General features: G+C 66.7%; 18 protein-coding genes. 9 read left to right on the top strand and 9 right to left on the bottom strand.

All coding sequences use genetic code 11. The features are described 5' to 3' along the window. Positions 1-38: 38 nt before the first annotated feature. Entirely contained in the window at positions 39-2,114 is a 2,076-nt protein-coding gene (gene ppk1, locus HV783_RS12300; RefSeq protein WP_054501109.1) for a polyphosphate kinase 1, read from the bottom strand. A 219-nt stretch (positions 2,115-2,333) separates the two neighbouring features. Here ppk1 and ppx point away from each other — a divergent pair, with 219 nt between their 5' ends. Next, positions 2,334-3,833 carry an exopolyphosphatase gene (ppx, locus tag HV783_RS12295; protein ID WP_175189230.1) on the top strand — a complete coding sequence of 500 codons (1,500 nt, stop codon included), beginning with the start codon at positions 2,334-2,336 and terminating at the stop codon, positions 3,831-3,833. A 178-nt stretch (positions 3,834-4,011) separates the two neighbouring features. Here the strand turns inward: ppx and HV783_RS12290 are convergent, their stop codons facing one another. The 5 genes from HV783_RS12290 to HV783_RS12270 all read right to left on the bottom strand — a co-directional run bounded on the left by HV783_RS12290 (position 4,012) and on the right by HV783_RS12270 (position 9,995). Beyond that, a complete protein-coding gene (locus HV783_RS12290) occupies positions 4,012-4,815 on the bottom strand; it encodes a GNAT family N-acetyltransferase (RefSeq protein ID WP_054501107.1) in 804 nt (267 codons plus the stop codon). Between the two features lie 215 nt (positions 4,816-5,030). Further along, a complete protein-coding gene (glmM, locus tag HV783_RS12285; protein ID WP_054501106.1) occupies positions 5,031-6,374 on the bottom strand; it encodes a phosphoglucosamine mutase in 1,344 nt (447 codons plus the stop codon). After that, the gene (gene folP, locus HV783_RS12280) at positions 6,371-7,216 is read right to left on the bottom strand and encodes a dihydropteroate synthase (RefSeq protein ID WP_054501105.1); all 846 of its coding nucleotides are present in this window, start codon (positions 7,214-7,216) and stop codon (positions 6,371-6,373) included. The genes glmM and folP overlap by 4 nt, the downstream gene beginning before the upstream one ends. Before the next feature lie 18 nt (positions 7,217-7,234). Beyond that, positions 7,235-9,133, bottom strand: a complete 1,899-nt coding sequence (gene ftsH, locus HV783_RS12275) for an ATP-dependent zinc metalloprotease FtsH (protein ID WP_054501104.1) — start codon at positions 9,131-9,133, stop codon at positions 7,235-7,237. Positions 9,134-9,362: 229 nt separating this feature from the next. Further along, on the bottom strand, positions 9,363-9,995 hold the full coding sequence (locus HV783_RS12270) for an RlmE family RNA methyltransferase (RefSeq protein ID WP_006385473.1): 633 nt from the start codon (positions 9,993-9,995) through the stop codon (positions 9,363-9,365). Between the two features lie 18 nt (positions 9,996-10,013). Here HV783_RS12270 and HV783_RS12265 point away from each other — a divergent pair, with 18 nt between their 5' ends. After that, complete coding sequence (locus HV783_RS12265) at positions 10,014-10,616, top strand: YhbY family RNA-binding protein (RefSeq protein ID WP_049075379.1); 603 nt, start codon at positions 10,014-10,016, stop codon at positions 10,614-10,616. 133 nt (positions 10,617-10,749) lie between these two features. On the opposite strand, the gene greA is transcribed toward HV783_RS12265, so the two are convergent. Continuing rightward, positions 10,750-11,226, bottom strand: a complete 477-nt coding sequence (greA, locus tag HV783_RS12260) for a transcription elongation factor GreA (protein WP_006385475.1) — start codon at positions 11,224-11,226, stop codon at positions 10,750-10,752. A gap of 699 nt (positions 11,227-11,925) precedes the next feature. Between greA and HV783_RS12255 the strand changes: the two genes are divergently transcribed. Next, positions 11,926-13,545 carry a methyl-accepting chemotaxis protein gene (locus tag HV783_RS12255; RefSeq protein WP_175189229.1) on the top strand — a complete coding sequence of 540 codons (1,620 nt, stop codon included), beginning with the start codon at positions 11,926-11,928 and terminating at the stop codon, positions 13,543-13,545. 111 nt (positions 13,546-13,656) lie between these two features. Here HV783_RS12255 and HV783_RS12250 read toward each other — a convergent pair whose 3' ends face one another. Then, positions 13,657-14,967 carry a solute carrier family 23 protein gene (locus tag HV783_RS12250; RefSeq protein WP_054501102.1) on the bottom strand — a complete coding sequence of 437 codons (1,311 nt, stop codon included), beginning with the start codon at positions 14,965-14,967 and terminating at the stop codon, positions 13,657-13,659. A gap of 131 nt (positions 14,968-15,098) precedes the next feature. On the opposite strand from HV783_RS12250, the gene HV783_RS12245 reads away from it, so the two are divergent. The 6 genes from HV783_RS12245 to HV783_RS12220 all read left to right on the top strand — a co-directional run bounded on the left by HV783_RS12245 (position 15,099) and on the right by HV783_RS12220 (position 21,525). Then, positions 15,099-15,530, top strand: coding sequence for a FlxA-like family protein (locus HV783_RS12245; protein ID WP_116792844.1), 432 nt, complete (start codon positions 15,099-15,101; stop codon positions 15,528-15,530). A 144-nt stretch (positions 15,531-15,674) separates the two neighbouring features. Continuing rightward, positions 15,675-17,000: an ABC transporter substrate-binding protein gene (locus HV783_RS12240; RefSeq protein WP_049075384.1), complete on the top strand. Its 1,326-nt coding sequence runs from the start codon at positions 15,675-15,677 to the stop codon at positions 16,998-17,000. A gap of 87 nt (positions 17,001-17,087) precedes the next feature. Next, complete coding sequence (locus HV783_RS12235; RefSeq protein WP_054501100.1) at positions 17,088-18,797, top strand: ABC transporter permease; 1,710 nt, start codon at positions 17,088-17,090, stop codon at positions 18,795-18,797. Positions 18,798-18,813: 16 nt separating this feature from the next. Continuing rightward, on the top strand, positions 18,814-19,899 hold the full coding sequence (locus HV783_RS12230; protein WP_006385482.1) for an ABC transporter ATP-binding protein: 1,086 nt from the start codon (positions 18,814-18,816) through the stop codon (positions 19,897-19,899). Positions 19,900-19,923: 24 nt separating this feature from the next. Continuing rightward, positions 19,924-20,832 (top strand): LysR family transcriptional regulator, encoded by a 909-nt coding sequence (locus HV783_RS12225; protein WP_006385483.1) that lies wholly within the window; start codon positions 19,924-19,926, stop codon positions 20,830-20,832. A gap of 48 nt (positions 20,833-20,880) precedes the next feature. Further along, positions 20,881-21,525: a histidine phosphatase family protein gene (locus HV783_RS12220; RefSeq protein ID WP_064524061.1), complete on the top strand. Its 645-nt coding sequence runs from the start codon at positions 20,881-20,883 to the stop codon at positions 21,523-21,525. Positions 21,526-21,634: 109 nt separating this feature from the next. On the opposite strand, the gene HV783_RS12215 is transcribed toward HV783_RS12220, so the two are convergent. Continuing rightward, entirely contained in the window at positions 21,635-22,408 is a 774-nt protein-coding gene (locus HV783_RS12215; protein WP_175189228.1) for an SDR family oxidoreductase, read from the bottom strand. Positions 22,409-22,469: the final 61 nt, after the last annotated feature.

The raw sequence follows: 22,469 nt of genomic DNA, 5'->3' as shown, positions 1-22,469 counted from the left end.
GCCCCGCTGGGCGGGGCCTGGGAGAAGGACGGGCGAGGCTATACGCCCAGCTTCTGCATCAGGTACTGGTGCAGGTTGAAGGGTTCGCGGCGGCTGCGGACGCGGACGTAGTCGCCGTCGGCCTGTTGCTGCCAGGCCAGTTGGTTGTCGCGCAGGGCGAACGTGAAGGCTTCGTCGATGACGCGCTTCTTGAGGGCCTTGTCGTAGATCGGGAAGGCGATTTCCACGCGGCGGAAGAAATTGCGGTCCATCCAGTCGGCCGAGGACAGGTACACCGTCTCGGCGCCTTCGGCGTAGAAATAGAACACGCGCGAATGCTCCAGGAAGCGGCCTACGATGGAGCGCACCCGGATGTTCTCGGACAGTCCCGGCACGCCGGCGCGCAGCGCGCAGACGCCGCGCACGATCAGGTCGATCTTCACGCCGGCCTGGCTGGCCTTGTAGAGTTCCTCGATGATCTGCTCTTCCAGCAGCGAGTTCATCTTGGCCATGATGCGCGCGCGCTTGCCCGCCTTGGCGGCGCGAGCCTCGGCGCGGATCAGCGCCACCATGCCTTCATGCATCGTGAACGGCGACTGCATCAGCGACTTGAGCGCGCGCCGCGCGCCCAGGCCGGTCAACTGCGCGAACACCTTGTCCATGTCCTCGCACAGCTTGGGATCGGCGGTCAGCAGGCCGAAATCGGTGTACAGGCGCGCGGTGCGCGGGTGGTAGTTGCCGGTGCCCAGGTGGGCGTAGCGGCGCAGGCGGCCCTTTTCGCGCCGCAGCACCACCGCCATCTTGGCGTGGGTCTTGTGCGCCACGACGCCATAGACCACATGCGCCCCCACCTCTTCCAGCTTGGAGGCCCAGTTGATGTTGGTCTGCTCGTCAAAGCGCGCCATCAGTTCCACCACCACCGTCACTTCCTTGCCGGCGCGCGCCGCGGCCAGCAGGATCTTCATCAGCTCGGAATCCTCGCCGGTGCGGTAGATGGTCTGCTTGATGGCCATCACGTCCGGATCCAGCGCGGCGGCCGTCAGGAAGTCGATGACCGGCTGGAATGACTGGTACGGGTGGTGCAGCAGGCGGTCCTGCTCGGCCACGGCCTCGAACAGTTCGGCCGGCTTGTCGCCGACGCGGTCGAATGGCGCCGGCACAGGCGCGCGGTAATCGGGGAACAGCAGGTCGGGCCGGTTGGGCGAATTGCACAACTGCATCAGGCGCGACAGGTTCACCGGCCCCGGCACCCGGTAGGTGTCCTCGGCCTTCAGGGAAAATTCGCGCTGCAGGAAGGTTTCCAGCTCGACCGGCGTCAGTTTGTCGATCTCCAGGCGCACCGCGGCGCCGAAGTTGCGCTGCGACAGCTCGCCCTGCAGGGCGTGGCGCAGGTTGGTGACTTCTTCCTCGTCCACGAACAGGTCGCTGTTGCGCGTCACCCGCCACTGGTAGCAGCCCAGCATCTCCAGGCCCGGGAACAGCTCGCCGACGAAGGCGCGCAGCAGCGAGGTCAGCAGGATGTAGCCTTCCGGATGGCCGGACAGCTCTGGCGGCATCTTGATCAGGCGCGGCAGCGCGCGCGGCGCCTGCACCACGGCGATCGAGGCCTGGCGGCCGAAGGCGTCGGCGCCGGACAGCGAGACGATGAAATTCAGGCTCTTGTTGTAGACCCGCGGGAACGGATGCGCCGGGTCCAGCCCGATCGGCGTCAGCAGCGGCATCACGTCGCGGTTGAAGACCTCGCGCGCCCATTCCTGCTGCTCGGCATTCCATTCCGAGGCATGGTGCAGCGCGATACCCTCGGCCTGCAGCGCCGGCAGGATGGCGTCGTTGAGCAGCGCGTACTGGCGCCCCACCAGCTCGTGCACCGCCTGCTGGACGTTCTCGAACGCCTGGTCGGGCGTCATGCCGTCCGGGCCGACCAAGTTCGGCGACTGGCGCTGTTGTTCCTTGAGACTCGAGATCCGGATCTCGAAGAATTCATCAAGATTGGAACTGACGATACAGACGTAGCGCAGCCGTTCGAGCAGGGGCGTGCTCGGATTTTCCGCCATCGCCAGCACGCGTTCGTTGAACTTGAGCAGCGACAACTCGCGATTCAGGAGCAAGGGCTCGGCGGGCGGGCGTGTGGTCATACCGGATTCCATACGTAAGGAGAGCGTGGAGTTTTACTGCAAAATAGTGACGGTTCTATGACACAACGCCAAATGCGTAGCGTACGACAAAACCGGGACGCATGGAGCATGGTCTCCCGGCGCCAACTGCCTGTTCCATAAGCGAAAACCCGCAGCGGAAGGCGCTGTCATATGGGGTCTCTATAATCAGGCCACCTCACAGCCAATATTACGAGCCGCATGGATCAACTTCTGGCCGCCGTGGACCTCGGGTCCAACAGCTTCCGCCTCTCCATCGGACGCATCGTTCAGCAGGACGGTACGCCCCAGATCTACCAGATCGATCGCCTCAAGGAAACCGTCCGGCTCGCCGCCGGGCTGGACGCCGAAAAACGCCTTGGCGACGACGCCATCGAGCGGGCCATCGCGGTCCTGGAACGTTTCGGCGAACGCCTGCGCAGTTTCCATCCCAACCGTGTGCGCGCGGTCGCCACCAACACCTTCCGGGTGGCGCGCAATACCCGCGATTTCCTGCCCCGGGCCGAAGCCGCCCTGGGCTTCCCGATCGAAGTCATCGCCGGCCGCGAAGAGGCCCGCCTGATCTTCTCGGGCGTGGTCCACACCCTGCCGCCCTCGCCCAACAAGCGCCTGGTAATTGACATCGGCGGCGGCTCCACGGAAGTCATCATCGGCAAGGGCCATGAACCCGGCCTGATGTCGTCGCTCTACATGGGCTGCGTCAGCTACAGCCGCCAGTTCTTCTCGGACGGCATCGTCGACGCCCACCAGATGAAGCAGGCCGAGCTGGCCGCGCGGCGCGAGATCGAAGTCATCGCCAAGCAGTACCGCAAGACCGGCTGGAAGGAAGCCTACGGCTCTTCCGGCACCGCCAAGGCGCTGTACGCCATCCTCACCGAAGGCGGCATGTCCGAACGCGGCATCACCCGCGCCGGCCTGAGCAAGCTGAAAGACCGCATCGTGCGCGCCGGCCGCGTCATCCCGTCCGAGCTGCCCGGCATCAAGGTCGAGCGCGCCGACGTGCTGCCCGGCGGGCTGGCCATCATGAGCGCGCTGTTCGACGAACTGGGCATCGATGTCATGCACACCGGCGACGGCGCATTGCGCCTGGGCGTGCTGTACGACCTGCTGGGCCGCGACGACGAGCACGACAAGCGCGACGAGTCGGTGCGCCAGTTCATGAGGCGCTATCACGTCGACATCAACCAGGCGCGTCGCGTGCACCGCGCCGCGCTCAGCCTGTTCGACGCGATGATGCCCGAAGGCGCCGAACGCGCCGAACTGCGCGCCGAACTGCGCGCCGCCCTGGGCTGGGCCGCCGACCTGCACGAAGTGGGCCTGTCCATCGCCCACAACGCTTACCACAAGCACACCGCCTACGTGCTCGAGAACGCCGACATGCCGGGCTTTTCTCGCGCCGACCAGCAATTGCTGGCGCTGCTGGCGCTGGGCCACCAGGGCAAGCTGAGCAAGCTCGAGCCGCTGGTGCGCAATCGCGCCCAGTGGATGGCCATCCTCAGCCTGCGGCTGGCGGTGCTGCTGTTCCGCCGCCGCGGCGAAATCGACCCTCTGCCCCTGACCGCGTCCATGCGCAACGACTCCATCGTCGTGCGCGTGAACCGCGACTGGCTCGCGCAACACCCGCTCAGCGACTTCACGCTGCGCGCGGAAGAAGCCGAATGGTCGAAAGTGGGCTTCTCATTCGAACTGCTCGAGTTCTGAGCCGCGTCCAAAACAGCACGGCCCCGGAAGAATCCGGGGCCGTGTGGCGTGGCGGGCATCTGGCGCTAGAACGGCGACAGATCGGTCTCGCGTTCGAGCTGCTTGAGTTCCAGGCGGAATGGCCGCGTTGCCCGCCGAATCAGTCTGATCTTCATGCGGCGGAACAAGCGGCGCATGATTAGCGCTGACCGTTGGCCGTGGGTTGATCCAGGCCGAAATGGCGGCGGTAACGCTCGTCCATGCCGTCCATCTTCAGCAGCACCGGGAAGTCGGCGGCGTTGAAATCCGGGTCCCAGGCGGGTTCGCCGCAGACCGTCGCGCCCAGCTTCAGGTAGCCCTTGATCAGCGGCGGTACGCGCGCCGGCAGCGTGCTGTTGAGTTTTTCCACCGGATAACGATGCAGCGGCGTCACATGCGGCTGCCCTTCTGTCGGCAATTGCTTGGAAATCGTGCGCCACACTTCGGCAGCGGTGACGCCGTCGTCGCGCAGGCTGACGCTGGCGCAGCCCAGCACGTACTGGTAGCCGCCGCGGCGCAGGTATTCCGCCAGGCCCGACCACAACAGCATGATGACCGCGCCGTTGCGGTAGTCGGCGTGAGTGCACGAGCGCCCCACTTCCACCAGCTCGTCGCGGATCGCGCCGAGGCCGGACAGGTCGAATTCGGATTGCGAGTAGTAGCCGCCGGCCTCGCGCGCCTTTTCGGGCGTGAGGATGCGGTAGGTGCCGACGACACGGCCGGTGTCGAGTTCGCGCACCATCAGATGCTCGCAGAAGGGATCGAAACGGTCGTGCTCGATTCCGTCCTGGGCATCGGGGAAGACCGCGCCCATGTCTTCGGTGAAGACGTCGTAGCGCAGGCGCTGGATCTGTTCAATTTCCTCGGCCGTGCGCGCCAGGCCGACCACCAGCACCCGTGCGGCGGGGCCTGTCCACGGTTCGGTAGCGTTACGGCTTGGGTTGATGCGTGCTAGTTCCAGCATTGCGCGAAGCTCCTAGAGAGTCCGGTCAGTTTGGACGCCCTGTATGTCAAAGACTTGACCAATATGTTACGTGACTATGAAGTTTAGTTCGGAGCGCTGCGGCCACAATTCCGCAAAGTTCGACAAAACTTTACAAAACAATACTTATTCCCAACAAACAATGGCCATTCATCGCAAAGCAATGAATGGCCATGTCCGGTCCTGGCGAAGTTGGCTTATCCCAGGCTGGCCGCCAGCTTCTCGGCTGACGTCACTGCCAGGGTTTCGTCCTCGGCCTCCACCATCAGACGCAGCTTGGGCTCGGTGCCCGAGGCGCGGATCAGCACGCGGCCGCGGTCGCCCAGTTCGGCCTCGACGGCCTGGCGCGCGGCGGTCAGGCCCGGATGAGTCTTCCAGTCCTGGCCCGGGGTCAGCGGCACGTTGATCATCTTCTGCGGATACATGCGCAGGTCCTTGATCCATTCGGCCATCGAGGCATGATTGCGGCGCAGCGCGGTCAGCACCTGCAGCGCGGCGATGATGCCGTCGCCGGTGGAGTGGCAATCCAGGCACAGCAGGTGGCCGGAGCTTTCGCCGCCGTAGAGCCAGCCGCGCGCCTGCATCTGTTCCAGCACGTAGCGGTCGCCCACGTTGGCGCGTTCGAAGCCCACATTCAGGCGCTGCAGCGCCCGCTCGAAACCAAAGTTGGTCATGAGCGTGCCGACCACGCCGTCCACCTTGCCGCGCTGCATGCGCTCGCGCAGGATGGCGTACAGCAGTTCGTCGCCGTTGTAGATGCGGCCGTCGCCGTCCACCATCTGCAGGCGGTCGGCGTCGCCGTCCAGCGCGATGCCGAGCTGGGCGCCACGCGCCTTCACTTCCTTGGCCAACTGCTCCGGGTGCAGCGCGCCCACGCCCTTGTTGATGTTGAAGCCATCCGGGTGCACGCCAATCGCGTGCACTTCGGCGCCCAGCTCGCGGAACACGTGCGGCGCGATGTTGTAGGCCGCGCCGTGGGCGGCGTCCACCACGATCGTCATGCCGTTCAGGTCCAGGTCGTTGGGGAACGTGCTCTTGCAGAACTCGATGTAGCGGCCCTGGGAGTCCGACATACGGCGCGCGCGGCCCAATCCCTCGGAGCTGACACAGCCCAGCGGCTCATCCAGGGCGGCCTCGATGGCCGCCTCGATCTCATCCGGCAACTTCATGCCCTGGGCCGAGAAGAATTTGATGCCGTTATCCTGGTAAGGATTGTGCGAGGCGCTGATCACGATGCCCGCGACCAGGCGCAGCGCGCGCGTCAGGTAGGCCACGGCGGGCGTGGGGATCGGGCCGGCCAGCAGCACGTCGATGCCCGCGGCCGACAGCCCGGCCTCGAGCGCCGATTCCAGCATGTAGCCGGAAATGCGCGTGTCCTTGCCGATCACCACCTGCGGGCGGCTGCCGCCGCGCACCGCGTGTTCGCGCGCCAGCACGCGGCCGGCGGCATAACCCAGGCGCAGGGCGAATTCCGCGTTGATCACCGGGCCGCCGACTTCGCCGCGCACACCGTCGGTACCAAAATACTTGCGTTGAGTCATGAAGTGATTGCTCCTTGTTCAGCCGCCTGCCAGACCTTGAGCGCATCCACCGTGGCCGCCACATCGTGCACCCGCACGATCGAGGCGCCACGGGCCACACAGGCCAGGGCGGCGGCAATGCTGCCGGACAGCCGGTCGCCGACCGGCCGGCCGGTGGCCTGGCCGATCATGTTCTTGCGCGACAGGCCGATCAGCAATGGATAACCGCCGCTGCGCAGGCTCGACAGCCGGCGCAGCAATTGGAAGTTCTGGTCGGCGGTCTTGCCGAACCCAAAGCCGGGGTCCAGCACGATGCGTCGGGGATCGATCCAGGCGGCGCGCAGCTTCTGCGCCCGCGCCCCCAGAAAGAGACCGATTTCGCCGATCAGGTCGGAATATTCGGGCGGCGTCGCCTGCATGGTGCGCGGCTCGCCTTTCATGTGCATGACGCACAGACCGCAACGCGACTGCGCCACCGCCTCGATGGCGCCGGGCTGCCGGAAGCCGTAGATGTCGTTGATCATGTCGGCGCCGGCATCCAGCGTGGCGCGCATGACCTCGGGCTTGAAGGTGTCGATCGACAAAGGCACGCCGCAGTCGCGCAGCGCCTCGATCACCGGCAGCAGCCTGTCCAGCTCGTCGGCGACGGCCACCGGCTCGGCGCCGGGTCGCGTCGACTCGCCGCCCAGATCGAGGATCTGCGCGCCTTCGTCGATCAGGCGGCGCGCATGCGCCACCGCGGCGTCGGTATCGTCGTGCTGGCCGCCGTCGGAAAACGAATCCGGCGTGACATTGACGATACCCATGACAAGCGGGCGCTCGAGATCAAACTCGAAGCGCCCGCAAAGGAAGTTATTCGCCATAAATCAGGACGAAAGACCTCAGACCGCGGCTGCCGTGTTACCGCCGGCGGCCAGGCCGGTCGGAGGCGTATCCGACGTATCCGACGGACCTTGCGGCGTCTTCGGGGGACGCGGCGGGCGGCCCTCGATGATGTCGTTGATCTGGTCGGCGTCGATGGTTTCCCATTCGAGCAGCGCGGCGGTCATGGCTTCGACCTTGTCGCGGTTGTCTTCCAGGATCTTGCGCGCAACGCCGTATTGCTCGTCGATGATGCGGCGGATCTCGGAGTCCACCTTCTGCATGGTGGCTTCGGACATGTGCGTGGTCTTGGTGACGCTGCGGCCCAGGAACACCTCGCCTTCGTTCTCGGCGTAGACCATCGGACCCAGCTCGTCGGTCATGCCGTAGCGCGTGACGATGTCGCGGGCGATGGCCGTGGCGCGTTCGAAGTCGTTCGAGGCGCCGGTGGTCATCTGGTTCATGAAGATCTCTTCGGCGATACGGCCGCCGAACAACACCGCGATGGTCGACAACAGGCGGCTCTTGTCCATGCTGTAGCGATCGCTTTCCGGCAACTGCATCGTCACGCCCAGCGCGCGGCCGCGCGGAATGATGGTGACCTTGTGGACCGGATCGGTCTTGGGCAGCATGCGGGCGACGATGGCGTGGCCGGATTCGTGGTACGCGGTGTTCTTGCGTTCCTCTTCGGGCATGACGATCGAGCGGCGCTCGGCGCCCATGATGATCTTGTCCTTGGCCTTCTCGAAGTCCGACATATCGACCGTGCGGCCGTTGCGGCGCGCGGCGAACAGCGCGGCTTCGTTGACCAGGTTGGCCAGGTCGGCGCCGGAGAAGCCCGGGCAGCCGCGCGCCAGGATGGTCGCGTCGACGTTGGGCGACAGCGGCACCTTGCGCATGTGGACCTTCAGGATCTGTTCGCGGCCGCGGATGTCCGGCAGCGGCACCACGACCTGGCGGTCGAAGCGGCCCGGACGCAGCAGCGCCGGATCCAGCACGTCGGGACGGTTGGTGGCGGCGATGACGATGACGCCCTGGCCCGACTCGAAGCCGTCCATTTCCACCAGCATCTGGTTCAGCGTCTGTTCGCGTTCGTCGTTGCCGCCGCCCAGGCCGGCGCCACGCTGGCGACCGACGGCGTCGATTTCGTCGATGAAGATGATGCAGGGCGCGTGCTTCTTGGCGTTCTCGAACATGTCGCGCACGCGGGCCGCGCCCACGCCGACGAACATTTCAACGAAGTCCGAGCCGGAAATGCTGAAGAACGGCACCTTGGCTTCGCCGGCGATGGCCTTGGCCAGCAGCGTCTTGCCGGTACCGGGCGAGCCGACCATCAGCACGCCGCGCGGAATACGACCGCCCAGCTTCTGGAACTTGCTGGGATCGCGCAGGAAGTCGACCAGTTCCTGGACGTCTTCCTTGGCTTCATCGCAGCCGGCGACGTCGGCGAAGGTGATCTGGTTGGTGTTCTCGTCGAGCATGCGGGCGCGCGACTTGCCGAAGCTGAACGCGCCGCCCCTGCCGCCGCCCTGCATCTGGCGCATGAAGAACACCCACACGCCGATCAGCAGCAGCATGGGGAACCAGGACACGAAGATGCTCATCAGCAGCGACTGCTCTTCGCGCGGCTTGCCCGAAACCTGCACGCCATACTTGAGCAGGTCGGAAACCATCCAGAGGTCGCCCGGCGAGGTCAGCGTGTAGGGGCGGCCCGCGTCCGGCGTGACGTAGAGCACGTCGCCGCCAGGGCCGCCCTGCACGTCCACCTTGCGGATACGGCCCGCCTTGGCGTCGTCCATGAACTGCGTGTAGGTCACGCCGTCCTGGGTCTGCGCGCGTCCGTCGAACTGCTTGAAGACCGTGAATAGCACCAGGGCTATCACCATCCAGACGGCGACTTTCGAAAATGAATTATTCAAGGTCGATCTCCTGCTTTCGATTCCGACCGGCGACCGCGCACCCGCATATGGCACAGTCACAAGTATGTCAATAGCCCATTCTACCCTGTCGGACCGGGTTGCGTCCTGGGAAGGGGCGGGGCCGCTAAGTTACGTCTGATTCGTGATTTTGCTGGTCTTTGTCTCGGCAGGCCGGCCGTCGTCGGACCGGTGGGTTCTTGTGACACCGGGGCACGTGCCCCGGCGCGGGCTATTTCAGATCGCGCGCAACCAGAAAGGTTTCGGAGGACTTGTCCCGCGATGCCTTCGGCTTGCGCTCGACCACCCGCTTGAAGTGCTGTTTGTAGGACTCCACGATCTGCGAAAAGCCCGTTCCGTGGAATGCCTTGACGATCAGCGCCCCGTTGGGCTTGAGATGGGCGAGGGAAAACTCCATCGCCAGCTCGCACACGTGCTGGATGCGCGCGGCGTCGGCGATACCCACGCCTGACAAGTTGGGGGCCATGTCGGAGATTACAAGATCCACCGCGCGCGATCCGACCATGTCTTCCAGTTGTTTCAAAATGTCATCCTCGCGGAAGTCGCCCTGGATGAATTCGACGCCCGCCACGGGCTCCATGGGCAGCATGTCCAGGGCGATGATGCGCCCGTCCACCACGCCGCCCGGGCCCGCCAGGCGCTCGCGCGCCACCTGCGACCAGCTGCCGGGGGCCGAGCCCAGGTCGACGACCAGGTCGCCACGCCGCAGCAGCTTCTCGGTGTCGAGAATCTCGATCAGCTTGAAGGCGGCGCGGGCCCGGTAGCCCTTCTGTTGCGCCATCTTCACATAGGGATCGTTGATGTGCTGGTGAATCCAGTCTTTGGAGAATTTATTCTTGGCCATTACCGTACAATTCCACGCATGCCTATATTAGAACTTACCTCTCGTGAGCGCAGCGACCTTCGGTCCGCCGCTCACCCTCTGCGCCCCGTCGTCCTGATCGGCGACAACGGCCTGACCGAAGCCGTGCTCAAGGAAATCGACCTGGCACTCACTTCCCACGGCCTGATCAAGGTCCGGGCCGGCGGCGACGATCGCGAGGCCCGCGAGGCCATGCTGTCGACCATCTGCGACACCCTGTCCTGCGCCCCGGTGCACCACCTGGGCAAGACCCTGATCCTGTTCCGCCCGCTGGCCGGCAACATCAAGCCGCCCGTGCTGGCCGCCCTCGAGCCGGAACGTCCCGCCAAGCGCCGCGCCTCCGAGCCGCATACGCCCAAGAAGCTCGCCGCCGAAGGCAAGACCCTGGCCAAGCGTCCGCGCCGCTCCGAAACCGAAGAGCCCAAGCCGAAGACGCGCTTCGTGCCGCAGGATCAGCTCAACAAAAACGGCAAGCCGATGCGTCCCAGCAACAAGAAGACCGCTTCCGGCAGCCACGGCATCCCGCGCCGCGCCGGCAGCGCGCTGAGCCTGCGCGCCGGGGCACGCAGCGGCACCAGCCGCAAGTCGTCGCCCAAAAGGTAATCCGGGCAGTTCCGCCGGGCACAAAAACGGGCGCTTTACGCGCCCGATCCACCATAGCGTTCCGCAGTGTTGCCGTGCCGGGTACCCGGTGCGGGCTATGGTGCTTTGCTGATTTTACCGCTCAGAGCCAGCGTCAGATGTAACGCACGCTCAATACTTCATACTCGCGAACACCGGCCGGGGCCTTGACCTCGACCACGTCGCCTTCGCTCTTGCCGATCAGCGCGCGGGCCACGGGGCTCGACACGGAGATCAGGTTCGACTTGATGTCGGCTTCAACGTCGCCGACGATCTGGTACGTCACACGATCGCCCGAATCCAGGTCCTCGATGTCGACGGTGGCACCGAACACGGCGCGACCTTCGGCCTCGAGCGAAGTCGGGTCGATCAGGTGGGCATTGGAAAGCGTGCCCTCAAGCTCGGCGATCCGGCCCTCGATGAAACCCTGGCGCTCGCGAGCCGCATCGTACTCGGCGTTCTCCGACAGATCGCCCTGCGCGCGCGCTTCGGCGATAGCGTTGATGACGGCGGGACGTTCCACGGTTTTCAGCCGCTGGAGCTCTTCTTGCAAGCGCTCGGCCCCGCGCACGGTCAAAGGAATGGCAGACATGTCGTTTCCCAAACAAAAGTAGAAAACGCCCCCGACGGAGCGTTCTCGGTGTGAAGGTCTTGGACCTGACGCATGGGGCGCCGTCGGAAGCGGACTCGTGACGGGCATCGCCAGGAACGGAACGGCCAGGGGCGGGCAAAGCTGAACCCGATGGATCCCCTTGCGCCCGCTCGGGCCGGCCCGCCGGACGAATGCGGCAAGCTGCGACCAAAACAAAACCCCGGCTCGGGTCGGAACCGGGGCAATCAAGGTCATATTGTGGTCAAAGTCCGCCGGAATTGCAAGCCGCCGGAGAAACCGGCTTTTTCGGCGCATTTCGCCGCCGTAACCCGCTAAAACCCGTCGTTTCCCGGATCAGCGCCGGCGTTGCACAAAAGATACTCAACAGTAAGGACAAACCCGACCACGGCGAGGTTTATGTAAAAACGCGATGTGGTGCTCAATAAAAAAGGTATAACCGACAAACTGGCCCATTAATAACAATTAAATACATGCCGGTATTAGCCGGCATTTTCCTGTTTCAAGCGAAGGGATACGCGAGCCGCCCGTGTCGGCCACGCGTAAAGCGATTGATTGTGCGTGTTGCAGGTTGGGCGGACGCATCGCAGTCATCCGGCGCGACGTTCGCCCCTCTGCCGCAGCGCCGGTGGGCACGGTATCCACGCCTGCGGTGGAGCGCGTTCAAGAACGGGAGCTCCCATGCTGGAAAAATTGAAAGTCCGTACGGGCATGATGCTGGTGTTGGCCTGCTTTGTGATTACCCTGGCGCTGGCTTGCGGCTTGAGCTGGATGAACGCCGAAAACAGCATGCACGAAATCGAGGACCTGAATAATGTGGCCGTGCATCAGGTCGATCCGCTCTATGAATCCAATGCCGCGCTACTGCGCGCCCGGCTGTCGTTGGGCACGGGCATCGCCGACCTGCAGTCCGGCGCCAACGACCAGGCGGCCAGCGCGCAAGCCGCCGCCGCCGAACAGCTCAAACTGGCGCGCGAGCGCTTCGACCGCTACATGGCGGTGCCCAAGAGCGAGCGCGGCCAGGAGCTGGCGCGGGTCCTGCAGGGCCGCTTCAACGCCTACGCCGCCGCGCTGGGCGAACTGGACGCGGCGCTCAAGGAGCGCTCGGTCGCGCGCTACCAGCAGAACGAAGCGCGGGTGCGCCAGGCTGACGCCGACTTCGCCAAGGACATGCAGGTGTTCCTGGCGCGGGTTCAGGAACGCAGCGATAGCGTGCTGGAAAGGTCGCAGAGCACCTATTCGACCGCCCGCATCTCGGCCATCTCCCTGCTGTCGGTGGCGCTGCTGCTGGCGGTGCTGTGCTGGGCCTTCATCCGCCGCGGCGTGCTGCTGCCGCTGCAGGACGCCGGCCGGCATTTCGACCGGATCGCCGCGGGCGACCTGACCCAGCGGGTCGACGCCCGCTCCAACAATGAGATCGGCACGCTGTTTTCCGCGGTGCGGCGCATGCAGGACGGCTTGACCCGCACGGTGACCACGGTGCGTCAGGGGGTCGAGGAGATCAATGTCGGCGCGGCCGAGATCGCCGCCGGCAATGCCAATCTGTCGACCCGCACCGAGCAGCAGGCAGCCGCGCTTGAAGAGACCGCCTCGACGATGGAAGAGCTGGCCGCCACCGTCAAGCAGAATGCCGACAACGCCGCCCAGGCCAACCAACTGGCGGCGGTGAGCATGGAGGTGGCGCAGCGTGGCGGCCAGACGGTCGGCCAGGTGGTGGCCACCATGCAGGGCATTTCCGAGAGTTCGCGGCGCATCGCCGACATCGTATCGGTGATCGACGGCATTGCCTTCCAGACCAATATCCTGGCGCTGAATGCCGCCGTGGAGGCGGCCCGTGCCGGGGAACAGGGCAAGGGTTTCGCCGTGGTGGCGGGCGAGGTGCGCACCCTGGCGCAGCGCGCGGCGCAGGCGGCCAAGGAGATCAAGGTCCTGATCGAGACCTCGGTCGATACGGTCGCGGCCGGCTCATCGCAGGTCGCGGCCGCCGGCCAGACCATGGACGAAATCGTGACCTCGGTGCAGCGCGTGGCCGACATCATGGGTGAGATCTCGGCGGCCTCGGCGCAACAGGCCGGCGGCATCGACCAGGTCAGCCTGGCAGTCTCGCAGATGGACGAGGTGACGCAGCAGAACGCCGCGCTGGTGGAGCAGGCCTCGGCGGCCGCGTCGGCGATGGAGGATCAGGCCCGGCGCCTCGCGGAGGCGACCGCGGTCTTCAAGACCCAGTCGGGCCAGGTGATCGAGGCGGCCCCGGTGCAGGTGGGCGGCCGGACGCCGGCGTCGCGGCTGTCGCGTTCCTGAGCGGCGCCGGCCTGTCGCGCCCGGCCAGCGGAGCTGCCGCCTCGCGGCCGGCCGCCGCGGGCCGGGCGCGGCGCCCGAGGGACGGGCGCCAGGCAGGACAACCGCCCCGCCCTATTTCTTGCGGCGCAGCAACGCGTACAGGATGATGGCGCCGAAGGTTGCGGTGCCGATGCCGCCCAACGTGAAGTTGCCCAGTTTGACGGTGAAATCGCCCGCGCCCAGCACCAGCGTGACCGCGGCCACGATCAGGTTACGGTTGTCGCTGAAGTCGACCTGATTGACCACCCAGATGCGGGCCCCGGCAATGGCGATCAAGCCGAAGACCACCACCGACATGCCGCCCAGCACGGGCGCGGGAATGGTCTGGATCAGGGCGCCGAACTTGGGCGAGAAGCCCAGCACAATGGCGATCAGCGCGGCGATCACGAACACCAGCGTCGAATAGATGCGGGTCACCGCCATCACGCCGATGTTTTCGGCGTAGGTGGTGACGCCGGTGCCGCCGACGGCGCCCGAGACCATGGTGGCCACGCCGTCGCCGACGAAGGCGCGGCCCAGGTAGCGGTCCAGGTCCTGGCCGGTCATGGCGCTGACCGCTTTGACGTGGCCCAGGTTCTCGGCGACCAGGATGATGGCCACCGGCACGATCAGGCCCATGGCCTCGGCCTTGAACACGGGCGCGGCGAAGTGCGGCAGCCCGAACCAGGCGGCGGCCGACACGGCCGAGAAGTCGATCGGCTTGCCCAGGCCCATGCCGTTGGCGAAGATCGCGTAGACCACGCAGGCCAGGATCAGGCCGACCAGGATCAGCAGGCGCTGCACCATGCCCTTGGTGTAGACCGCAATGCCGCCCACGCACAGGATGGTGACGATTGCCATGGCGCTGTCGAAGCCCGAGGCGCCCATGGCCCCCTTGGCGGCGATAGGCGCCAGGTTCAGGCCGATCACCGCGACCACCGCGCCCGTCACCACCGGCGGCATCAGGGTGTCGATCCAGTTGGCGCCGCCGCCGGCGCGGCCGTTGGCGATCCAGACGAGAACGCCGATCAGCGTGTAGGCCAGGCCGCAGGCGATGATGGCGCCCAGCGCCACGCCGATGTTGGCGTTGGCCCCGCCGCCGGCATAGCCGGTAACCGCGATGACGCCGCCGATGAAGGCAAAGCTGGAACCCAGGTAACTGGGGACCCGGCCGCCCACGAACAGGAAGAAGATCAGGGTGCCGATGCCCGACATCAGGATGGCGACGTTGGGATCGAAGCCCATCAGCAGCGGCGCCAGCACGGTGGAGCCGAACATCGCCACCACGTGTTGCGCCCCCATGGCCACGTTCTTGGGCCAGGACAGCCGTTCGTCGGGCGCGATGATGACGCCGGGCTCGGCGTCGTCCGCCAGGCGCCAGCGCGGAAAATAGGAATTGGACATGGAATCCCCGGGAGTGATTGGTGTGAGCGGGCGCCAGTGTAAAGGGGGGCGGGAACGGGCGGCAACTTAAGTTCCCCGCCGCAATGCCGTATTAGTGAAAACCCCAGTCAATTCCCTCCCAGGAGACCTCCATGGCCATCGATTCCATCAGCGGCACCTCGCGCATCGGCAGCATGGCCGACCTGTGGGCGCAGAAGATCCAGGCCAACAAGGAAGCCAAGGATGCCAAGGCCGGCGATCCGGGCGTCAGCGTCACGCCAGACGGCAAGATCCGCGTCAACAACGCCGGCGCGATGAAGGTGGGCCAGGCCGAGGAAACCGAATCGTCCGAAAACGACGATCATTACACCCGGCAGATCAAGGAACTGCAGCGCCAGCTCAAGCGCGTCATGGAGCAAATCGAACGCGTGCGCGATAGCAACGCGTCGGCGGAGCAGAAGGCCACGCAAATGCAGGCCCTGAACGGGCAGGCGCTGCAGATCATGAACCAGATCCAGCAGGTGATGAACGAAAAGATCAAGGCGATGACCAAGGCCAACGGCGGCGTGTCGGCCACGGCCTAGGCGGCCGCCCCAGGCCCGCGCGCTCGCGCGGGTTCTCCCGAATGCCCGCCACACTGATGGCGCGCATCAAAATTTGTGATTGGACTGGCGGCGCATGCAGCCGCTAAGGTCTCCGGACAAATCGAAAAACCACGGAGACAAACCATGCATGCAATGCGCACAGCCCTTGCAGGGGCGCTGCTGGCCGCCTGCGCCGCCCCCGCCCTGGCGGGCACCGTCACGGTGATCACGTCGTTCCCGAAAGATTTGACCCAGGCCTACAAGACCGCGTTCGAGAAGGCCAACCCCGGCATCACGCTGGAGATCCTCAACAAGAACACCGTGTCCGGCATTGCCTACGTGCGCGAGACGCCGGCCGGCCAGCGCCCGGAAGTGTTCTGGGCCAGCGCCCCGGACGCCTTCGAGGTGCTGGGCCGCGACAAGCTGCTGGCCAAGTCCTCGGACGTCGCCAACAAGGACGTGCCGGACAAGATCGGCAACTACCCCATCAACGACCCGGGCGGCATGTACCTGGGCCAGGCGCTGGCCGGCTACGGCATTGTCTACAACACGCGCTACATCGCGGCGCACAAGATCCCCGCCCCGGTCGAATGGAAGGACCTGCTGGCGCCGCACTGGTTCGGCCACGTCGGCATCACCTCGCCGTCGCGCTCGGGCACCATGCACCTGACGGTCGAGACCATCCTGCAGGGCGAAGGCTGGGACGACGGCTGGAACACGCTGCTGCGCATGTCGGGCAACAGCAGCGCCGTGACCGAGCGCTCGTTCGGCGTGCCGGACGGCGTCAACAACGGCCAGTTCGGCGCGGGGCCGGTGATCGACTTCTTCGGCCTGTCGAGCAAGTACTCGAAGTTCCCGGTGGAATTCGTCTATCCCTCCGAGACCGCCATCGTGCCGGCCAACATCGCGCTGATCGACGGCGCCAAGAACACCGAGGAAGGCAAGAAGTTCATCGCCTTCACGCTCAGCCAGGCGGGCCAGGAACTGCTGCTGGAACCGAAGATCTCGCGCCTGCCGGTGCTGCCGTATTCGGCGCTGGGCGGCAAGGTGCCGCAGGGTTATCCGGATCCCGCCGAGATCGCGCGCCGCAGCAAGGTGCAGTTCAACGCCGACCTGTCGCAGACGCGTTACTACGTGGTGCAGTCGCTGTACGACCAGACCGTCACGTTCCGCCTGAAGGAACTGCAGGCGGCGACCAAGGCGATCTACGACGCCGAGGCCAAGCTCGGCGACAAGGGCAAGAGCGGCAAGCCGGCCGAACTGCTGGCGCAGGCCCGCAAGCTGGCCTGGGCGCCGCTGGTGGACGGCAAGCAGGCCGCCGATCCCGAGTTCCTGAAGATCTTCAGCGGCAACAAGAAAGACGCCGCGGTCAACCAGCAGATCACCAAGCTGGAAGGCGAATGGAACGGCACGGCCAAGAGCAATTACGAGCAGGCCGTGAAGCTGGCGCGGGAAGCCGCGGCGCTCTGAGCCCGGCTCGCGCCGGACGGGGGGCTCGCCCCGTCCGGCCGCCGCCCCGCCGCGGGCGGCCTGTCCTGAACCTTTACGGGAATCTCGATGAATCTTCCGGGCCATTCACGCCTGCCCGCCGGCCCCGTGCTGGCCGCGCTCCTGGTGCTGGGTTTCCTGGCGCTGTTCCTGGCCGTGCCGGTCGGCACGGTGTTCTACAGCGCCTTCGTCAACGCCGACGGCGGCTTCACCATCGGCCACTTCGGCGCGTTCTTCAACCAGCCGCTGATGCTGGAGGCGTTCTTCAACAGCCTCTACGTGGCGGGCTGGTCAGCGCTGCTGGCCTCGCTGATCGCGGTGCCGCTGGCGTACTTCACGGTGCGCTTCGATTTCCGCGGCGCGCTCATCATCCAGACGCTGGGGGTGCTGCCGCTGATCATGCCGCCCTTCGTCGGCGCGGTGGCGATGCAGCTCATCTTCGGCCGCTCGGGCAGCGTCAACCTGCTGCTGAACGACTGGTTCGGCTTCACCATCCCGTTCATGGAAGGCCTGAACGGCGTCATATTCGTCGAGGCGCTGCACTACTTCCCGTTCATCCTGATGAACCTGGTGGTGGCGCTGCGCAACATCGACGGCGCCATGGAGGAAGCGGCCTTCAACCTGGGCGCGCGCGGCTTCCGGCTGTTCCGCCGCGTGATCTTCCCGCTGGCGCTGCCGGGCTACGTGGCCGGCACCTCGCTGGTGTTCGTGAAGGTGTTCGACGACCTGGGCACGCCGCTGGTGCTGGGCACCACCAACATGCTGGCGCCGCAGGCCTATCTGCGCATCACGCAGGTGGGGCTGGAGGATCCGCTGGGCTACGTCATCAGCGTCATCATGATCGCCTTCTCGATCCTGGCGCTGTGGCTGTCGGCGCGCGTGCTCAAGGGCCGCGACTACTCCACGCTGCAAAAGGGCGGCAACTCGATCCAGAAGCGCAAGCTGCGCCCGGCCGAAAGCGTGCTGGCCTATGGCTGGATCATCCTGGTGCTGCTGCTGGTGCTGTCGCCGCACATGGGGGTGCTGCTGCTGTCGCTGGCGAGCGTCTGGAGCTTCGCGCCGCTGCCGGACGGCTACACGCTGGCGCACTACAGCGCGGTGTTCAGCGAATCGCAGGGCATGATCGCCAACACCCTGCTCTATTGCGGCCTGGCGGCGGGCGTGGACGTGATCCTGGGCACCGCCATCGCCTACCTGATGCTGCGCACCCGGCTGCCGGCGCGCCAGTGGCTGGACTTCCTGGCGTCGGCGGCGCTGGCGATCCCGGGCATCGTGCTGGCGATCGGGCTGCTGCGCACGTTCCGCGGCGTGGAGATCCCGGGCACCGGCACGCTGCTGACCTCGTCGTGGATCATCATCATGATCGCGTACTCGGTGCGGCGGCTGCCCTACGCCTTGCGCTCGTGCGTGGCCGCGCTGCAGCAGATCAACGTATCGCTGGAGGAAGCGGCGCAATCGCTGGGCGCGACGCGCCTGCGCACCATCCGGCGGGTGGTGGTGCCGCTGATGGCCGGCGGCATGCTGGCCGGTTTCGTGACCAGCTTCGTGACCGCGGCGGTGGAGCTGTCGGCCACCATCATGCTGGTCACCAAGGACAGCCAGGCGCCGATGAGCTATGGCATCTATCTGTACATGCAGAGCGCCGCGGGCCGGGGTCCGGGCGCCGCGCTGGGCGTGCTGGCGGTGGCCGCGGTCGCCATCGGCACCTATGTCTCGCACTTGCTGGTGGAACGCGCCCAGGCGCGCCAGCGCCCGGCGCGTCACGACGAGACGGCCTGAATCAAGGGGAATCGACATGAAGAAAGTCAGCGTTGAATGCCGCAACATCCGGCTGTCGTATGGCAAGACGGAAGTGCTCAAGGACGTCAACATCCACATCGAACCGGGCGAGTTCTTCGCCCTGCTGGGGCCGTCGGGTTCGGGCAAGTCCACCCTGCTGCGCCTGATCGCGGGCTTCAACCGGCAGGACGCCGGCCAGTTGCTGGTGGATGGCAAGGACATCAGCGCCATCCCGCCATGGGACCGCAACATCGGCATGGTGTTCCAGAACTACGCGCTGTGGCCGCACATGACCGTGTGGGACAACGTGGCGTTCGGGCTGGTCGAGCGCAAGCTGCCGCGCGAGCAGATCCGCGCCAAGGTCGAGGCCGCGCTGGAGCTGGTGGGGCTGTCGCAGTACGCACGCCGCCGCCCCAACCAACTGTCCGGCGGACAGCAGCAGCGCGTGGCGCTGGCGCGCACCATCGTGATCGAACCGCAGGTGCTGCTGCTGGACGAGCCGCTGTCGAACCTGGACAAGAAGCTGCGCGTGCAGATGCGCCAGGACCTGCTGAGCCTGCAGCGGCGGCTCGGCATCACCACCATCTTCGTCACCCACGACCAGGAAGAAGCCATGACCACCGCCGACCGCATGGCGGTGCTGGACCACGGCGTGGTCCAGCAGATCGGCGCCCCCAGCACGCTGTTCGATTATCCGGTGAACCGCTTCGTGGCCAACTTCGTCGGCACCATGAACGTGCTGGAGGGCGAGGTGCGCGAGCGCACCAGCGGCAGCGTGGTGCTGGCAGTGGAAGGCGTGGGCGACCTGCACCTGCCGCTGGCGGCCGAAGCGCCCGCGGCGCAGCGGCTGGCGGCCAGCTTCCGGCCGCACACGGTGCAGATCGAAATGGCCGACGGGCTGGGCGACGCGCGCTACGTATGGCTGCCGGGCGTGGTGGAAAGCAGCGAGTTCCTGGGCGAATTCACCCGCTACCAGGTGCAGATCGGCGAACAGCGCCTGACGGCCGACCAGTCGCACCTGGCGGGGCTGTCGCCGTTCCCGGTGGGCGCGCCGGTGTCGATCGGGTTGGAGCCGACGCAAGTACGGCTGCTTGCCGCCTGAGCCCGCTTCCCCTACAAAGGCGGCATGGAAATCTATCAGATCCGCGCCTTCGTCACGGTTGCCCGCCTGGGCAACCTGACGCGGGCCGCCGAAGCGCTGTCGCTGACCCAGCCCGCCGTCACCGCGCAGATCAAGGCGCTGGAACAGAGCCTGGGCGTGGCGCTGTTCGACCGCAGCGGCGGGCGGCTGGCGCTGGCCAAGGCCGGCGAGATGCTGCTGCCCACCGCCGAATCGCTGCTGGTGCTGGGCGCGCAGTTCAAGTCCGAGGCGCAGCAACTGCAAGGCAGCCTGCAGGGCGTGGTGGAACTGGGCCTGCCCAGCGAGAAGCCCGACTTCCTGCGGCTGGGCGAGCTGGCGGCGGCCATTACGCAGCGGCTGCCGCTGATCGAACTGAAGACGCAGATCCAGCCCACCGCCGTGCTGGCCGAGCAGGTCAGCACCGGCCGGCTGCCGGCGGCGTTGACCATCGCCGCGCACCCGCCGCGCGGCGTGCTGTGGCTACCGCTGCGCAGCGTGCGGTACCGCATCGCGCTGCCGACCGAACACGCCGCCGTGCTCAAGCGCGGCGGCTGGCGCGAGGTGGCGCAATTGCCGTGGCTGGACGGTCCCGCCGGCAGCCACACCCACCTGCTGTTGCGCGACATGTTCGAGCGCCACGGCCTGTCGCCGCGCATCGCCATGCAGAATGACGACCAGGCCAACCTGGAGGCGCTGGTGCGGGCCGGCGCCGGTTGCGCGCTGCTGCGCGAGGAAACCGCACTGGCCGGCGCGGCCTCGGGCGACTTCATGGTGTGGGGCCAGGCGCGGGCCGACGCCACCCTCGGCTTCATCCTGCCCTACGAACGCGCTAGCGAGCCCGCGCTGGTCGCGTTAAGCTCGGTGATTCAAGCCATCTGGAAGCCGCGCGCGCCCGTCGCGCCCGAGCCGCTCTGAGCCGGGTCGGTCGCCACCCGCGCCCTTCCCCACCGTATCGACACCGCAATGACTGAAATCTGGTTCATCCGCCACGGCGAAACCGACTGGAACCGCCAGCGCCGCCTGCAGGGCTGGCAAGACATCCCCCTGAACGAGTTCGGCCGCAACCAGGCCGGCCTGCTGGCCTCGCGCCTGCGCGAAGACGCGCGCAGCACGCCGATCGACGCCATCTACAGCAGCGACCTGCAGCGCGCCCACGCCACCGCCACGCCGGTGTCGGAACAACTGGACCTGCGCGTGCGGATCGAGCCCGGCATCCGCGAGCGCGGCTTTGGCGTGCTCGAAGGGCTGGACCTGGACCGCATCGACGTGCTGGCGCCGGAAGCGGCAGCCGCCTGGCGCAGCCGCGACCCGCTGCGCCCGCTGGACGGCGGCGAGACGCTGGGCCAGTTCCAGTCGCGCGTCATCTCCACGGTGGATGACGTGGCCAGCCGCCATGACGGCGAACGCATCCTGATGTTCACCCACGGCGGCGTGCTGGACATCATCTGGCGCCATGCCAGCGGCGTGCCGCTGAACGCGCCGCGCGACGCGGCGCTGCTGAACGTCAGCATCAACCGCGTCGGCGTGCGCGGCCGGCAGTGGGAAGTGCTGGATTGGGGCGACGTGGGCCACGTGGACACTGAAGTCGGCAACGACGTCGTGCCGTGATGACCGGCGTCCGACGCAAGCCGGACGCCCAAGCTGCTGCCGCCCGGCCTGCGCCCGCCGGCGCTCGCTCTCTGCACCGCCGGCGGACCGCCCCCCCCGGCACGCGGGCTCAGCCCGCCGTATCCGCCTTGCGCGGCTTGCGCGGCGCGTTGCGCGCCAGCCGGTCGTAGACCGCGTTGGGCAGCAGGCGCATCAGTTTCGCCACCACGCCCATCTGCCAGGGAATCACCGTGTACGTGTTGCCGCGCCCAATCGCCGCCTGGGCGCGCTGCGCGAACTTGTCGGCGTCCATCAGGAACGGCATCTTGTACGGATTGTGCGCCGTCATCGCGGTCTTGATGTACCCCGGCGCGATGGTGACGACACGGATGCCGTCGCCCGCCAGTTCCAACCGCAGGCTCTCGCAGTAGGTCACTACCGCCGACTTGGAGGCGCTGTAGGCGCCCGCCCCGGGCAAACCGCGCACGCCGGCGACACTGGCGATGCCGACCAGCCGGCCGCCACCGGCGGCTCGCATCGGCTCGACGAACGGCTCGAAGGTCGCCACGGTCGCCAGCAGGTTGGTGTCGACGATGGCCTTGAAGACCTCGTAGTCTTCGTGATGGCCGGTCAACGTGCCGGCGCTGATGCCGGCGCTGGCGATGACCACATCGACCCGCCCCTGGCAGAACGCAATGAAATCCTGCGCCGCCGCGTGCAGCGCCTGACGGTCGCGCACGTCCACCGCGTAGCAGCGATGCTGGCCCGGCAGGCTGGCGGCCAGCTCCCGCAACGCGTCCTCGCGCCGGCCCAGCAGGCCGAGCGTGGCGCCGCTGGCGGCATAGCGCTGCGCCAACGCGCGGCCCAGGCCGCTGCTGGCGCCGGTGATGAATACTCTGTCCATGGAGGCTCGCCCCGGGTCGGATGAAAAAAGGCGGAGCCTCTCGCAAGAGAGGCCCCGCCCG

It is taken from the genome of Achromobacter dolens, from assembly GCF_902859745.1.
GTDB lineage: Bacteria > Pseudomonadota > Gammaproteobacteria > Burkholderiales > Burkholderiaceae_B > Achromobacter > Achromobacter dolens.
The sequence above is the reverse complement of the archived record's forward strand: the minus strand, read 5'-3'. Positions and strand labels throughout refer to the sequence as shown.